This is a genomic window from Photobacterium kishitanii (assembly GCF_003026355.1).
In the GTDB taxonomy this organism is placed as follows: Bacteria; Pseudomonadota; Gammaproteobacteria; order Enterobacterales; family Vibrionaceae; genus Photobacterium; species Photobacterium kishitanii.
In genome coordinates this window covers 39,523-53,979 of the sequence record NZ_PYON01000019.1, presented here as the reverse complement: position 1 = coordinate 53,979, position 14,457 = coordinate 39,523, and the positions used below count along the sequence as shown (strand labels likewise).

The following is a 14,457-nucleotide window of genomic DNA, read 5'->3' as shown; positions in this document are numbered from 1 at the left end:
CTACGTTGATTCACTTATAAATGGCTTCAGTCATCCATCTGATGGCTGACCTAAAAAGGATTTTATTGTTATGCCTAAGTACCGTTCAGCAACCACAACCCACGGCCGAAATATGGCAGGCGCTCGCGCATTATGGCGTGCAACAGGGGTTAAAGATGAAGATTTTGGTAAACCGATTATTGCAGTGGTGAACTCATTTACTCAATTTGTCCCCGGCCACGTCCACTTAAAAGATCTGGGTCAATTGGTCGCTGCAGAAATTGAGCAAGCTGGTGGTATCGCCAAAGAATTTAATACTATCGCCGTGGATGATGGCATTGCGATGGGTCACGGCGGCATGCTGTATTCATTGCCATCACGTGAATTGATTGCAGACTCCGTTGAATACATGGTTAATGCCCATTGTGCTGATGCAATGGTGTGTATTTCCAACTGTGACAAAATCACCCCGGGAATGCTAATGGCATCATTGCGTTTAAACATTCCGGTGATTTTTGTTTCTGGTGGACCAATGGAAGCAGGAAAAACCAAGCTTTCAGAGCAGGTGATCAAACTTGATTTGGTTGATGCGATGATCCAAGGTGCTGATCCTAGCGTTTCTGACGAGCAAAGTGAGCAGATCGAACGCTCTGCCTGCCCAACCTGTGGTTCATGTTCAGGGATGTTTACTGCTAACTCAATGAACTGTTTAACCGAAGCCTTAGGTTTAAGCCAGCCCGGTAATGGTTCAATGCTCGCGACACACGCTGATCGTGAGCAGTTATTCATTAATGCTGGTAAACGCATCGTGGCACTCACTAAACGCTACTATGAGCAAGATGATGCCACTGCCTTACCGCGTAATATTGCCAATAAATTAGCCTTTGAAAATGCGATGGCACTTGATATTGCGATGGGCGGTTCCAGTAATACCGTATTACACTTATTAGCAGCCGCCCAAGAAGGTGAGATTGATTTCACCATGGCGGACATTGACCAAATGTCACGCCGCGTACCACAGCTGTGTAAAGTTGCCCCTTCAACCCCTAAATATCATATGGAAGATGTTCACCGAGCGGGTGGGGTTTACAGTATCTTAGGTGAACTCGATCGCGCCGGATTATTCCATAACCAATGTCATAATATTTTAGGTGAAACCTTTGCTGATAGTCTGCGCCATTACGACATTATCCAAACCCAATCACCAGCGGTAAAAGATTTCTTCCGCGCCGGTCCTGCAGGTATTCGTACCACCAAAGCATTTTCACAAAATTGTCGCTGGGATACTTTAGATGACGATCGCCAACATGGCTGTATTCGTAGCAAAGAATTTGCCTTTAGCGATGAGGGTGGACTGGCAGTATTGTCTGGCAACATGGCTATTGATGGCTGTATTGTTAAAACAGCAGGTGTTGATGAAAGTTGCTTAACCTTCACCGGACCCGCGGTAGTTTTTGAAAGCCAAGATACCGCTGTCGAAGGCATTCTCGGCGGTAAAGTCAAAGCTGGTGATGTCGTCGTAATTCGTTATGAAGGTCCAAAAGGTGGCCCTGGCATGCAAGAAATGCTCTACCCAACCACTTATTTAAAATCAATGGGACTTGGTAAAGAGTGTGCCTTGATCACCGATGGTCGTTTCTCCGGCGGTACTTCAGGATTATCAATTGGTCACGTATCACCAGAGGCGGCCAGTGGCGGTACTATCGGCTTAATCAATAATGGCGATATGATTGCGATTGATATTCCCAACCGTAGTATCAACCTACTCGTCGATGACACCACCCTTGCTTGTCGTCGTACTGATGCCGATCAACGTGGCTGGAAACCTGTCGATCGGGTGCGTCAAGTATCATTAGCCCTGAAAGCTTATGCCAACCTTGCCACCAGTGCCGATAAAGGTGCAGTGCGCGATAAATCCAAGCTAGAAGGATAATCTGATGGCCGAAGTGAAACCTGTCAGCGAGCAATACTTACTTAGCGGTGCAGACTATCTGCGCAATATTTTACGCGCGCCTGTCTATGAAGTCGCGCAAGTCACCCCACTGCAAAGCCTGACTCGCCTCAGTGCTCGCATCGGCAATCATGTGCAACTAAAGCGAGAAGATCGCCAACCAGTGCATTCGTTTAAGCTGCGTGGTGCGTACAACATGATGACCCAACTCACTGAGCCTCAACGCCAAGCAGGCGTCATTGCAGCTTCTGCAGGTAATCATGCCCAAGGATTAGCATTATCAAGCCAAAAACTGGGGGTCAATGCTACCATCGTGATGCCGCGCACCACACCCGATATTAAAGTTGATGCTGTACGTGGTTTTGGCGCTAATGTGGTATTACACGGTAATAATTTTGACGAAGCTAAAATTCATGCCGAAATGTTAGCCCAGCAACATGGCTATACTTTTATTCCACCCTTTGATCATCCGGCCATCATTGCTGGACAAGGCACCATAGGTATTGAATTGGTGCAACAAAATGGTCACCTTGAATATGTCTTTGTCCCTGTTGGCGGCGGTGGCTTAGCGGCAGGCGTCTCTGTACTGTTAAAACAACTGCTACCGGAGATTAAAGTTATCGGCGTCGAGGCTGAAGATTCAGCCTGTTTAAAAGCAGCCTTTGATGCTGGCCAACCGGTTACACTGGATCAGGTAGGAATGTTTGCTGATGGCGTCGCAGTAAAACGTATTGGCAGCGAAACCTTCCGGTTATGTGAACAATATCTCGATGATGTGATCACGGTTAGCAGTGATGAAATTTGTGCCGCAGTCAAAGATATCTTTGAAGATACGCGTGCAATTGCTGAACCATCAGGGGCGTTATCGCTTGCCGGTCTCAAGAAATATGCCGAGCAGCAACAATTACAACAGCGACAATTAGCCGCTATTTTATCTGGTGCTAACCTTAATTTTCATGGCTTACGTTATGTCTCTGAGCGGTGTGAATTAGGAGAAAAACGCGAAGGATTATTAGCAGTGACTATTCCTGAGCGTCCAGGGGCATTTCTAGAATTTTGTCATCTTATTGGTGGCCGTGCCGTGACTGAATTTAACTATCGTTATAATGATGCCAAACTAGCCAATGTGTTTGTTGGGGTACGTTTAATTCAAGGCCAGCAAGAACTTGAGCATATTATTGCGGATCTGCGCAAAGGCGGTTATCCGGTGATGGATTTATCTGATGATGAGATGGCCAAAGTTCATGTGCGTTATATGATCGGCGGCCGACCATCAAAACCATTACAAGAACGATTATATAGTTTTGAATTTCCAGAATATCCTGGCGCATTAACTAAGTTTCTATCGACCTTAGGCAGCCAATGGAATATTAGTTTATTTAACTATCGCAACCATGGCGCTGATTATGGCCGCGTATTATGTGGTTTTGAATTAGCTGATCATGATCTGCTATCGTTTACCAGTCACTTGCGTAAACTGGGTTATCATTGGCAAGATGAAACTGATAACTGTGCTTATAAGTTCTTTCTCGCTCAATAACAACATTCAACATAATAAAAATATCAAGCAGCCCTAGTGCTGCTTTTTCATTATTTGCGTTGCGTAAATGTACGAGTATATTCCGCCATAAATTGTGCTAATTGAATGCTCTGCTGTAAAATAATTTGGCGTGCTGAATGCGGTAAACAGCCAAAACACTGCACTAATTTATCGATCTCTTCTTTATATTCACTCTCAATAATGTCTACCCCTGAATCACCATAAATGAACCACGTTAATGGTCTTTCGGTTAACTCAGAAATCTCAACCAATAACCGTACCTTAGGCTCAGTTTTACCGGTTTCTAAATCTAAATAGGTTTGACGTGCCACTTTCAATTGCTGTGCCATATAAACTTGAGTTAAGCCTTTCCATTCACGGGCTTCTTTAATCCGTACTGCCATCTCTTGTTTACGATCTGCCATCATTTACTCCACAAAACCTGTTATCAGCATTAGTACTAATAACAACCCTTGCAGATGACACGCCAAGTTTTTTAACCCATGATGGCGCTAAAATCAGACAATTACCCTTTTAATTAATATCTTTTTTTTATTTTGAATTGCAGTTCGTCATTTTTGAGATCGTCATTTCTATTTCGCAAAAAAACGTTCTCAATGCCAATATAACTAGACTTAACCCGCGATCCCAATCGTACAAAAAAAGGTGCCATTGCTGGCACCTTTTTTATTAAATAAATCTACGCTAAAAAACAATCTAAACGATTATTCAACCGTTACTGCTTTAGCAAGATTACGCGGCTGATCAACATCAGTCCCTTTAATCAATGCCACGTGATATGCCAATAACTGCATCGGAATGGTATAGAAAATCGGCGCAATAATTTCATCAACTTTTGGCATAGTAATGATCTTCATACCATCACAATCGTCAAAACCAGCTTCATTATCAGCAAAGACATATAACAGTCCTCCACGAGCGCGAACTTCTTCAATGTTTGACTTTAATTTTTCAAGTAAATCATTGGTAGGGGCTACAACAATCACCGGCATTTCAGCATCAACGAGTGCTAATGGGCCATGCTTAAGCTCACCCGCGGCATACGCTTCAGCGTGAATGTAAGAAATTTCTTTAAGTTTTAATGATGCTTCAACAGCAATCGGATAAAACTCCCCACGCCCTAAAAATAGCGCATGCTGTTTATCGGCAAAATCTTCTGCTAATGCTTCAATCGGCTTATCAAACGCCAATGCTTTTTCAATTTGAGCCGGAAGCTGCTGCAATGCAGCCACAATTTGTTGTTCTTGCGCTTGATCGATTGTTGCTTGTTGTTTACCTAGCGCAGTAACTAACATCAACAATGCCACCAGCTGAGTAGTGAATGCTTTAGTCGATGCAACCCCAATTTCAGCTCCAGCACGAGTCATAAAGGCTAAATCAGATTCACGTACTAATGATGAACCCGCCACGTTACAGATGGTCATCGCGGCCATATAGCCTTTTTGTTTAGCAAGGCGGAGAGCTGCTAATGTATCGGCTGTTTCACCCGACTGCGACAAGGTAATCAATAAACTATTTGGTCGCGTAACAAACTTGCGGTAACGAAACTCTGAGGCTATTTCAACATCGCAACTGACACCGGCTATTGATTCAAACCAGTACCGTGCCACCATGCCAGCATTATATGAGGTACCACAAGCAATGATCTGAATATGTTCAACTTTATCGAGGATCTTATTGGCATCACTGCCAATTGCTTCGATGATCACACGATCATTACTGATACGGCCTTCCATGGTGTTGATCAATGCACTTGGCTGCTCAAAGATCTCTTTTTGCATATAATGCCGATATTGACCTTTATCGGCGGCATCATGCTCAACCGTCGATTCACTCACCGCTCGCTCAACGGCTTGGCCATTGTGATCAAACACTGCAATGTTACGTCGAGTGACTTCAGCCACATCACCTTCTTCTAAGAACATAAATCGGCGGGTAACGTTTAATAAAGCCAATTGATCAGAGGCAATAAAGTTTTCACCGACCCCTAATCCGATCACTAACGGGCTCCCAGAACGAGCAACCACAACCCGTTCAGGATCACGACAATCCATTACAACCGTTCCGTATGCACCTTGTAATTGCAGTACCGTTTTTTGTACTGCCGCTAACAGACTAGCTGCAGAGCGCAATTCCCAATCAACTAAATGTGCAATCACTTCAGTATCAGTTTGCGAACTAAAGACATAGCCTCGCTCTTGCAATAACTCCCGCAATTGTTGATGATTTTCAATAATACCATTATGTACTAATGCAATATGTTGGCCTGATATATGCGGATGAGCATTCGCTTCTGAAGGCTCGCCATGGGTTGCCCAACGAGTATGTGCAATACCAGTGCCGCCGCTTAAAGGCGTACTTTCAACTGCATCAGCTAAGGCTTGTACTTTGCCCAACCGACGTACACGCTGTAATGTATTGTTGCTATCCACAATCGCAATACCTGCGGAGTCATAACCGCGGTATTCTAAACGACGTAAACCTTCAATTAGAATTTCAGCTACATCACGTTGCGCTACGGCACCCACTATCCCACACATAATAATTCCTTTACCATTGCTTTGGTTATCTTGAGGTTATACTGTTACGGCAGCACGAATCACTCGTACCCCATGTTGTTCTATACTGGCTTTATCGGTATCACTTAACCCCTCATCGGTAATTAAGGTACTGATCCCTTGCCAAGCTAATTCAAGGTTAGGAATTTTACGGCCTACCTTATTTGATTCGACCATCACCACCACTTCACGTGACACTTCAGCCATGACCCGACTCAAACCCATTAATTCATTAAACGTGGTAGTACCACGCTCGACATCAATCCCATCAGCACCAATAAATAGCTGATCAAAGTCATACGACCGTAAAACTGATTCAGCGACTTGGCCTTGAAATGATTCGGAATGCGGATCCCAAGTACCACCAGTCATTAATAACGTCGGTTCATTTTCAAGTGCATTAAGGGCATTGGCGACATGTAAGGCATTGGTCATCACGATCAAGCCTTGCTTACCTCCCAATAGAGAGATTAATGCAGCAGTCGTACTGCCACTATCGATAATAATTCGATGATGATCGCGAATTTGCTGAGCAGCGGCTTGAGCAATAGCTAACTTACACACTGAAACTTGCTCAGTTTGTTCAGTTGTAACAATTTCACTCGGCATTGCAATCGCACCACCATAGCGGCGCAGCAATGAGCCAGTGATCTCTAATGCGGCAAGATCCTTACGGATAGTGACTTCTGAAGTGGAAAAGTGATGCGCTAAAACATCAACGCTAACCTCACCTTGCTCACTAACCATAACGGCAATAGCATGGCGACGTTGCTGAGTATTACGTTTCGACATGAATGTTAAACAACACAATAAGTTTCGATTTGAAACTAGTATAGCGTTAGTAAAAAGGATTCTGCAATACCATTACAATAATTTTCATCACAAAATAATCCAGTATGGGGATAATCTAATCGCAGCTAAAACTCACGACTATGACTAAAAATTAGCCATAAAAAAAGCAGAGCTTACGCTCTGCTTAACAATATTAAGGTCTTTAAACTGACATTTTTTCAGTTATAGAATAAGACTATTTTTTAGTTGGGCGTTTCCAACCTTTGATCGTACGTGCAGGCGTACGAGTGATCACTAGCTCATCTTCACCGATATTACGGTTAATGGTTGAACCTGCGCCAATCGTTGCACCAGCAGCCACTTTAACAGGCGCAATTAACTGCGTATCAGAGCCAACAAACACATTATCGCCAATTTCAGTTTTAAACTTATTAGCACCATCGTAGTTACAAGTAATGGTACCCGCGCCAATATTTACATTAGCACCAATGTCTGCATCACCTAAATAACTAAGATGTCCGGCTTTAGAGCCTAAACCTAAACGTGCTTGCTTCATTTCAACGAAATTACCCACATGCGCTTGTGCCATCAATTCAGCACCTGGACGTAAACGGGCAAATGGGCCAACAGTACAGGCTTCACCAACGGTAGCCCCTTCGATAACACTGTAAGGACTGATAATACTATTATCATCAATCTCACAGTTTTTCAGTACACAACCGGCACCGATAATAACGTTATCACCAATACTAACACTGCCTTCAATGATAACATTCACATCGATTTCAACATCGGTACCACACTGTAGTGAACCACGTAAATCAAATCGAGCAGGATCACGTAACATTACGCCTTGCTCTAATAAACGCTCAGCTTGCATACTTTGGAACGCACGCTCAAGACGCGCAAGTTGAACGCGGTTATTTACCCCTTCAACTTCAATTGCTAACGCAGGGTGAACAGCTTCAACAGCACGGCCTTCGTTATGAGCAATTTCAATAATATCTGTCAGGTAATATTCACCCTGAGCATTCTCATTTTTAAGTGAAGATAACCAACGTTTAAGATCACCACCGTTAGCAACCATCACCCCGGTATTGATTTCTTTAATTAGCTTTTGCTCTTCCGTGGCATCTTTTTGCTCAACAATCGCAACGACTGGACCATTACGGCGCACAATACGACCGTAGCCCGTTGGATCATCAAGTACCACGGTCAGTAATGCAATCCCGCCATCAGGTTGTGCATCAAGTAAGTTCTCTAACGTTTGCGCACTGATTAACGGCACATCACCGTACAAAATTAATGCTTTCTCATCATCGGCAAGATTCGGCACTGCTTGGTTAACCGCATGTCCAGTACCAAGTTGTTCCGCCTGTAGTACCCAATTAACATTTTCTTTGGCTAATACTTGCTGCATGGTATCGCCACCATGACCATAAACAAGGTTGATGCTACTTGAGCCGATATCATTACAAGTATCAATTACATGTTTAACCATTGGCTTACCAGCAAGAGTATGAAGTACCTTGGGTAAGTTAGAGTACATACGGGTGCCTTTTCCCGCGGCAAGAATCACAGCACTAAAGCTCATGATGAATATTCCTCTGAACGCATATATGGTTTGTATATCCCTATTGTACCTGTAGATGCACATAGGTTTAAGGTGAACTGTGTATTTTAACTAAAAAATAACCAAGTAAAAAACTCCGTATAAACAAGTTTTATTTATACATAATCAAAAAGCAACCATTAGACTATCTAACATATGTTATTGTTATTAATCATATAAAAAAAGCGACCCTAAGGTCGCTTTTTATAATGCAGTCATTAAATATGATTAACGTAGACGTTTGGTCAATTCAATAACGCGTAGCTGAGCAATTGCTTTTGCTAGATCACTGGCTGCTTGGGCAAAATCGATATCGCCATGCTGATTATGAATTCTTTCTTCAGCTTGGCGCTTTGCTTCTTCAGCTTTCGCAGTATCTAAATCAATACCACGAATAGCGGTGTCAGCAAGTACGGTTACGATACCAGGCTGTACTTCAAGCATGCCGCCAGAAATGTAAATAACATCTTCTTCGCCACCTTGCTTGATAATACGTACCATACCCGGAGTAATCGCACTCAACAACGGCGTGTGACCGGCATGAATACCCAGTTCACCTTCGCTACCTGTTACCTGAATACTTTCAGCGCGGCCAGAAAACAAACGTTTCTCAGCACTAACTACATCCAGATGAAAGGTTATCGCTGCCATATTGCCTCCTAATTAGCTTACAGTTTTTTGGCGTTTTCTAATACGTCTTCAATCGCACCACAGTACATAAATGCCTGCTCTGGGATATCGTCGTATTCACCGCCTAAAATACCTTTAAAGCTACGTAACGTATCTTTAAGTGATACGTAAATACCAGGCGAACCGGTAAATACTTCTGCTACATGGTAAGGCTGTGTAAGGAAACGTTCAATCTTACGCGCACGAGATACAGCTTGCTTATCTTCTTCAGATAGCTCGTCCATACCTAGAATTGCGATGATATCTTTCAGCTCTTTATAACGCTGTAGTAAACTTTGAACGCCACGCGCAATGTCGTAATGCTCTTGACCTACTACCAAAGGATCAAGCATACGTGATGTTGAGTCCAATGGGTCGATCGCAGGGTATAGACCTAGCGATGCGATTTGACGCGATAGTACAACTGTTGCATCTAAGTGAGCAAAGGTTGTTGCTGGTGATGGGTCAGTCAAGTCATCGGCAGGTACGTATACCGCCTGCACTGAGGTGATAGAACCAGACTTAGTTGATGTGATACGCTCTTGCAGCACACCCATCTCTTCAGCCAATGTTGGCTGGTAACCTACCGCAGAAGGCATACGACCCAATAGTGCTGAAACCTCGGTTCCTGCTAGGGTGTAACGGTAAATGTTATCGATAAATAACAGTACGTCACGACCTTCATCACGGAAACGCTCAGCCATAGTCAAACCAGTCAAAGCAACACGTAGACGGTTACCTGGAGGCTCGTTCATCTGACCGTAAACCATCGCTACTTTTGATTCTTCAGGCTTCTCAAGGTTAACAACCCCAGCTTCCTGCATTTCAAAGTAGAAATCGTTACCTTCACGCGTACGCTCACCCACACCGGCAAATACCGATAGGCCTGAGTGTTGTAGGGCGATGTTGTTGATAAGTTCCATCATGTTAACGGTCTTACCTACACCAGCACCACCAAATAGACCGATTTTACCACCCTTAGCAAACGGACAAATAAGGTCAATAACCTTAACGCCTGTCTCTAACAGTTCGGTTGCATTTGATTGTTCTTCGTAGCTTGGCGCTGGACGGTGAATAGCGTAACGCTCTTGCTCACCGATTTCACCACACTCATCAATGGGTTGACCTAGAACGTTCATGATACGTCCTAGTGTTGCCGTACCCACTGGTACTTCAATAGGGCGGCCTGTATTTTCTACAGACAAACCACGACGTAAGCCATCAGAAGTACCCATTGCGATACCACGCACAACACCGCCACCAAGTTGCTGCTGAACTTCCAGTACTAATGTACCTTTTTCTTTCGCATCAACATGTAGGGCATCATATACTTTGGGTACAGAGTCCTGTGGAAACTCTACGTCGACTACTGCACCAATGATCTGGACGATCTTACCTGTAGCCATCGTTAATCCTCTAAACTTATTAATTCTTTGCCTTAAACAGCAGATGCACCAGAAACGATTTCTGATAGTTCTTGTGTGATCGCCGCCTGACGGGCTTTGTTATACACAAGTTGCAAGTCATCAATCAGATCACCTGCGTTATCTGTTGCAGCTTTCATTGCTACCATTCGTGCCGCTTGCTCACTGGCAAGGTTCTCAACCACCCCTTGATACACTTGTGATTCAACATAACGAACCAATAAAGCATCAAGTAAAGGTTTTGGCTCGGGCTCATAAATATAATCCCAAGAATGGCTGCGCTGCATCTCTTCGTCTTCTGACTTAGGCAAAGGCAACAATTGATCAATCACCGGTTCTTGAACCATGGTATTTACAAACTTGTTGTATACCAGGAACAAGCGATCTAATTGACCTTCATCATATTTCTTCAGCATTACGCCAACAGTACCGATCAGCTCATCAACCGTTGGTGAATCACCAAGGCCTGATACTTGAGCCGTTACGTTGCCGCCGTAGTTATTAAAAAAGGCCGTTGCTTTCGCGCCAATTAACGCGAGATCAACGTCTGCACCTTTTTCAGACCAGGTCTGCACATCGTTAATGGCTTTTTTAAACAAGTTAATGTTCAAGCCACCACACAAACCACGATCTGTAGAAACAATGATGTAACCGACGCGCTTGGCTTCACGCTCTTCGAGATAAGGATGTTTATACTCAAGGCTACCAAGGGCGATGTGACCGATCACTTTGCGCATAGTTTGTGCATATGGACGTGATGACTCCATCGCTTCTTGCGTTTTACGCATTTTAGAAGCTGCCACCATTTCCATCGCTTTAGTGATCTTCTGTGTATTTTGAACACTACCGATCTTATTACGAATCTCTTTTGCGCTGGCCATCGTCACTCTCCGTTAGAAGGTGATCGCTAAGCGATCACCAACCAATTACCAAGTTTGGGTCGCTTTGAAATCTTGCAGCAGTTTCGCAAACTGCGCTTCGATATCATCGTTGTAAGCACCCGTTTCATCAATTTGAGCTACTAACTCAGCAAATTGACCTTTGGCAAATGAAAGCAACGCAGCTTCGAAATCAGCTAACTTAGCAAGTTCAACATCGCTCAAGTAGCCTTTTTCGGCAGCAAAAATAACAATAGCTTGCTCAAATACAGACATTGGCGAGTATTGCTTTTGCTTCATCAACTCAGTCACTTTCTGACCGTGATCAAGCTGCTTTTTAGTTGCATCATCAAGGTCTGACGAGAACTGAGCAAACGCAGCTAGTTCACGGTACTGTGCTAGGGCAGTACGGATACCACCTGAAAGCTTCTTGATAACTTTAGTTTGGGCAGCACCACCTACACGCGATACAGAAATACCTGGATCAACCGCTGGACGAATACCAGCATTGAACAGTTCTGTTTGTAGGAAGATCTGACCATCGGTGATAGAGATAACGTTAGTCGGTACGAATGCCGATACGTCACCAGCTTGAGTTTCAATGATAGGTAGCGCAGTCAAAGAACCGGTTTTACCTGTCACTTCACCGTTCGTAAATTTCTCAACGTAGTGCTCACTAACACGTGATGCACGCTCAAGAAGACGAGAGTGAAGGTAGAAAACATCACCAGGGAATGCTTCACGACCTGGTGGACGTTTTAGCAATAGTGAGATTTGACGATAAGCAACAGCTTGTTTAGACAAGTCATCGTATACGATCAGTGCATCTTCGCCACGGTCACGGAAATACTCACCCATTGCACAACCTGAGTAGGGTGCAAGGTATTGTAACGCAGCAGCTTCTGAAGCTGATGCAACCACAACAATAGTATTTTCCAATGCGCCGTGCTCTTCAAGTTTACGAACTACGTTCGCAATCGTTGAAGCTTTCTGGCCAATAGCCACATACACAGAGTAGATACCAGAATTTTTCTGATTAATGATGGCATCGATAGCCATCGCGGTTTTACCCGTTTGGCGGTCACCGATAATCAACTCACGCTGACCACGACCGATAGGGATCATCGCATCAACTGCTTTGTAACCAGTTTGAACTGGCTGATCAACAGATTTACGATCGATTACACCTGGTGCAATTACTTCAACAGGAGAGAATGTCTCTGTTTCAATTGAACCTTTACCATCAATAGGCTGACCTAGGGTGTTAACAACACGCCCAAGTAGTGCAGGACCAACCGGTACTTCAAGAATACGACCAGTACCGATTACCTTCATGCCTTCTTGTAGTGAAGCATAAGGGCCCATAACTACCGCACCTACAGAGTCACGCTCAAGGTTAAGTGCTAAGGCGAACAGTCCGCCTGGTAGTTCAATCATTTCACCTTGCATTACGTCAGCAAGGCCATGGATTCGAATAATACCATCGCTTACAGAAACGATAGTACCTTCGTTACGCGCTTCACTTACAACGTTGAAATTTTCAATACGTTGTTTGATCAGTGCGCTAATTTCCGTGGAATTAAGTTGCATGCTCCAATTCCCCAAATCAAGACAGCAAAGTATCGCTCAGACGGTTCAATTTTCCCCGTACAGAGTTATCGATAACAAGGTCTCCAGCTCTAATTACGACCCCAGCAATCAGGGTCTCGTCTACACTGCAGGTCAACATCACTTTACGTGCTAAACGCTGCTCAAGTTTGGCGCTGATCGCATCTAACTGGTTTTCATCAAGAGCGATGGCAGATATCACCATGGCTTCGATGGTTTTTTCATGCTCATGTTTCATCAGCATGAATTCACCACAGACATCAGGTAGCGCATTGAGGCGTCCATTAACAGCCATAACTTTAATTAGGTTATGACCGAATTCGTCGAGTTGCTCACCGCATACTGAAACAAAAATTTCAGCAAGCTTGTCAGCGGCATAGCCACTATCAAGAATATCTTGCATAGTGTCATTGTTTGCCACAGCGCCAGCAAAAGTTAGCATTTCTGCCCACTGTGCTAGTTCGCCTTTCTCGACCGCAAAGTCAAATGCTGCTTTAGCGTAGGGGCGTGCGATAGTAGTCATATCCGACATGTGCTTGCCCCTTTAATTACAGTTCTGCAGTGAGTTTGTTAAGAATATCATTTTGCGCTTCCACATCGATGGAGCGACCAATGATCTTCTCAGCGCCAATCACAGCTAGAGTTGCAACTTGTTTTCTTAACTCATCACGAGCACGATTACGTTCAGCTTCAATTTCAGCCATACCTTGAGCAAGAATTTTCTCACGCTCAGCTTGGGCTTCAATTTTAGCGTCATCGACAATTTGAGCTTTACGCTTATTTGCCTGTTCAATCAGCTCACTCGCGGCGCGTTTCGCTTCTTTCAATTGATCAGAAGCATTAGCTTGTGCAAGGTCCAGGTCTTTGGCAGCGCGATCTGCTGCTGCCAAACCGTCAGCAATTTTTTTCTGACGTTCTTCAATCGCTTCCATAATTGGCGGCCATACATATTTCATGCAGAACACGACAAATAAGAAGAAAGCGATAGCCTGACCCAGCAAAGTTGCATTCATATTCACAACGCATCTCCTTAAAAAGGGTTGCTAGGGTCCATTTACTCTGGAGTCAGCCTTCTTGAGAAAGGCTGATCACAGCGGTTTATTAGCCAGCTAGTTGGCCAACAAATGGGTTTGCGAATGTGAATAGCAACGCGATTACGATACCGATCATTGGTACCGCATCCAATAGACCTGCGATGATGAACATCTTAACTTGCAGCATTGGCGCCATTTCAGGTTGACGTGCAGCGCCTTCAAGGAATTTACCACCAAGAATTGCGAAGCCGATCGCTGTACCAAGGGAAGCAAGACCTACAATAATGCCCACGGCAATTGCAGAAAAGCTTAGTAAAGTTTCCATCACTATCTCCAGTTTATAGTTGTCGGCTAAAGTGCCAATAAAAAATATAAAATTTACAAATAATCG

The 14,457-nt window shown here is 44.0% G+C and carries 13 protein-coding genes; 2 read left to right on the top strand and 11 right to left on the bottom strand.

Annotated elements, in window-relative coordinates:
- Positions 1 to 70 precede the first annotated feature (70 nt).
- Positions 71 to 1,912 (top strand): dihydroxy-acid dehydratase, encoded by a 1,842-nt coding sequence (ilvD, locus tag C0W29_RS17645; protein WP_045045551.1) that lies wholly within the window; start codon positions 71 to 73, stop codon positions 1,910 to 1,912.
- Between the two features lie 4 nt (positions 1,913 to 1,916).
- Positions 1,917 to 3,470: a threonine ammonia-lyase, biosynthetic gene (gene ilvA, locus C0W29_RS17640; protein ID WP_045043574.1), complete on the top strand. Its 1,554-nt coding sequence runs from the start codon at positions 1,917 to 1,919 to the stop codon at positions 3,468 to 3,470.
- Between the two features lie 50 nt (positions 3,471 to 3,520).
- On the opposite strand, the gene C0W29_RS17635 is transcribed toward ilvA, so the two are convergent.
- The 11 genes from C0W29_RS17635 to atpE all read right to left on the bottom strand — a co-directional run bounded on the left by C0W29_RS17635 (position 3,521) and on the right by atpE (position 14,391).
- Positions 3,521 to 3,895, bottom strand: a complete 375-nt coding sequence (locus tag C0W29_RS17635; protein ID WP_045043573.1) for a helix-turn-helix transcriptional regulator — start codon at positions 3,893 to 3,895, stop codon at positions 3,521 to 3,523.
- Positions 3,896 to 4,195: 300 nt separating this feature from the next.
- The gene (glmS, locus tag C0W29_RS17630) at positions 4,196 to 6,031 is read right to left on the bottom strand and encodes a glutamine--fructose-6-phosphate transaminase (isomerizing) (RefSeq protein WP_045045552.1); all 1,836 of its coding nucleotides are present in this window, start codon (positions 6,029 to 6,031) and stop codon (positions 4,196 to 4,198) included.
- Positions 6,032 to 6,067: 36 nt separating this feature from the next.
- Positions 6,068 to 6,841 carry a DeoR family transcriptional regulator gene (locus C0W29_RS17625; RefSeq protein WP_045043572.1) on the bottom strand — a complete coding sequence of 258 codons (774 nt, stop codon included), beginning with the start codon at positions 6,839 to 6,841 and terminating at the stop codon, positions 6,068 to 6,070.
- Positions 6,842 to 7,076: 235 nt separating this feature from the next.
- A complete protein-coding gene (glmU, locus tag C0W29_RS17620) occupies positions 7,077 to 8,435 on the bottom strand; it encodes a bifunctional UDP-N-acetylglucosamine diphosphorylase/glucosamine-1-phosphate N-acetyltransferase GlmU (protein ID WP_036789079.1) in 1,359 nt (452 codons plus the stop codon).
- 246 nt (positions 8,436 to 8,681) lie between these two features.
- Positions 8,682 to 9,104, bottom strand: coding sequence for a F0F1 ATP synthase subunit epsilon (locus tag C0W29_RS17615; RefSeq protein ID WP_036789081.1), 423 nt, complete (start codon positions 9,102 to 9,104; stop codon positions 8,682 to 8,684).
- Positions 9,105 to 9,121: 17 nt separating this feature from the next.
- Positions 9,122 to 10,528 (bottom strand): F0F1 ATP synthase subunit beta, encoded by a 1,407-nt coding sequence (atpD, locus tag C0W29_RS17610; RefSeq protein ID WP_045043571.1) that lies wholly within the window; start codon positions 10,526 to 10,528, stop codon positions 9,122 to 9,124.
- Positions 10,529 to 10,560: 32 nt separating this feature from the next.
- Positions 10,561 to 11,427, bottom strand: coding sequence for a F0F1 ATP synthase subunit gamma (atpG, locus tag C0W29_RS17605; protein WP_036789085.1), 867 nt, complete (start codon positions 11,425 to 11,427; stop codon positions 10,561 to 10,563).
- Positions 11,428 to 11,472: 45 nt separating this feature from the next.
- Entirely contained in the window at positions 11,473 to 13,014 is a 1,542-nt protein-coding gene (gene atpA, locus C0W29_RS17600) for a F0F1 ATP synthase subunit alpha (RefSeq protein ID WP_036789087.1), read from the bottom strand.
- 16 nt (positions 13,015 to 13,030) lie between these two features.
- Positions 13,031 to 13,564 (bottom strand): F0F1 ATP synthase subunit delta, encoded by a 534-nt coding sequence (atpH, locus tag C0W29_RS17595; RefSeq protein ID WP_036789089.1) that lies wholly within the window; start codon positions 13,562 to 13,564, stop codon positions 13,031 to 13,033.
- 16 nt (positions 13,565 to 13,580) lie between these two features.
- Positions 13,581 to 14,051, bottom strand: coding sequence for a F0F1 ATP synthase subunit B (atpF, locus tag C0W29_RS17590; protein ID WP_045043570.1), 471 nt, complete (start codon positions 14,049 to 14,051; stop codon positions 13,581 to 13,583).
- 82 nt (positions 14,052 to 14,133) lie between these two features.
- On the bottom strand, positions 14,134 to 14,391 hold the full coding sequence (gene atpE / locus C0W29_RS17585) for a F0F1 ATP synthase subunit C (RefSeq protein WP_012551447.1): 258 nt from the start codon (positions 14,389 to 14,391) through the stop codon (positions 14,134 to 14,136).
- Positions 14,392 to 14,457: the final 66 nt, after the last annotated feature.

Coding starts and splice junctions, on each gene's coding strand:
- ilvD (WP_045045551.1), top strand. CDS start 71: ATGCCTAAGTACCGTTCAGCAACCACAACCCACGGCCGAAATATGGCA.
- ilvA (WP_045043574.1), top strand. CDS start 1,917: ATGGCCGAAGTGAAACCTGTCAGCGAGCAATACTTACTTAGCGGTGCA.
- C0W29_RS17635 (WP_045043573.1), bottom strand. CDS start 3,895: ATGGCAGATCGTAAACAAGAGATGGCAGTACGGATTAAAGAAGCCCGT.
- glmS (WP_045045552.1), bottom strand. CDS start 6,031: ATGTGTGGGATAGTGGGTGCCGTAGCGCAACGTGATGTAGCTGAAATT.
- C0W29_RS17625 (WP_045043572.1), bottom strand. CDS start 6,841: ATGTCGAAACGTAATACTCAGCAACGTCGCCATGCTATTGCCGTTATG.
- glmU (WP_036789079.1), bottom strand. CDS start 8,435: ATGAGCTTTAGTGCTGTGATTCTTGCCGCGGGAAAAGGCACCCGTATG.
- C0W29_RS17615 (WP_036789081.1), bottom strand. CDS start 9,104: ATGGCAGCGATAACCTTTCATCTGGATGTAGTTAGTGCTGAGAAACGT.
- atpD (WP_045043571.1), bottom strand. CDS start 10,528: ATGGCTACAGGTAAGATCGTCCAGATCATTGGTGCAGTAGTCGACGTA.
- atpG (WP_036789085.1), bottom strand. CDS start 11,427: ATGGCCAGCGCAAAAGAGATTCGTAATAAGATCGGTAGTGTTCAAAAT.
- atpA (WP_036789087.1), bottom strand. CDS start 13,014: ATGCAACTTAATTCCACGGAAATTAGCGCACTGATCAAACAACGTATT.
- atpH (WP_036789089.1), bottom strand. CDS start 13,564: ATGTCGGATATGACTACTATCGCACGCCCCTACGCTAAAGCAGCATTT.
- atpE (WP_012551447.1), bottom strand. CDS start 14,391: ATGGAAACTTTACTAAGCTTTTCTGCAATTGCCGTGGGCATTATTGTA.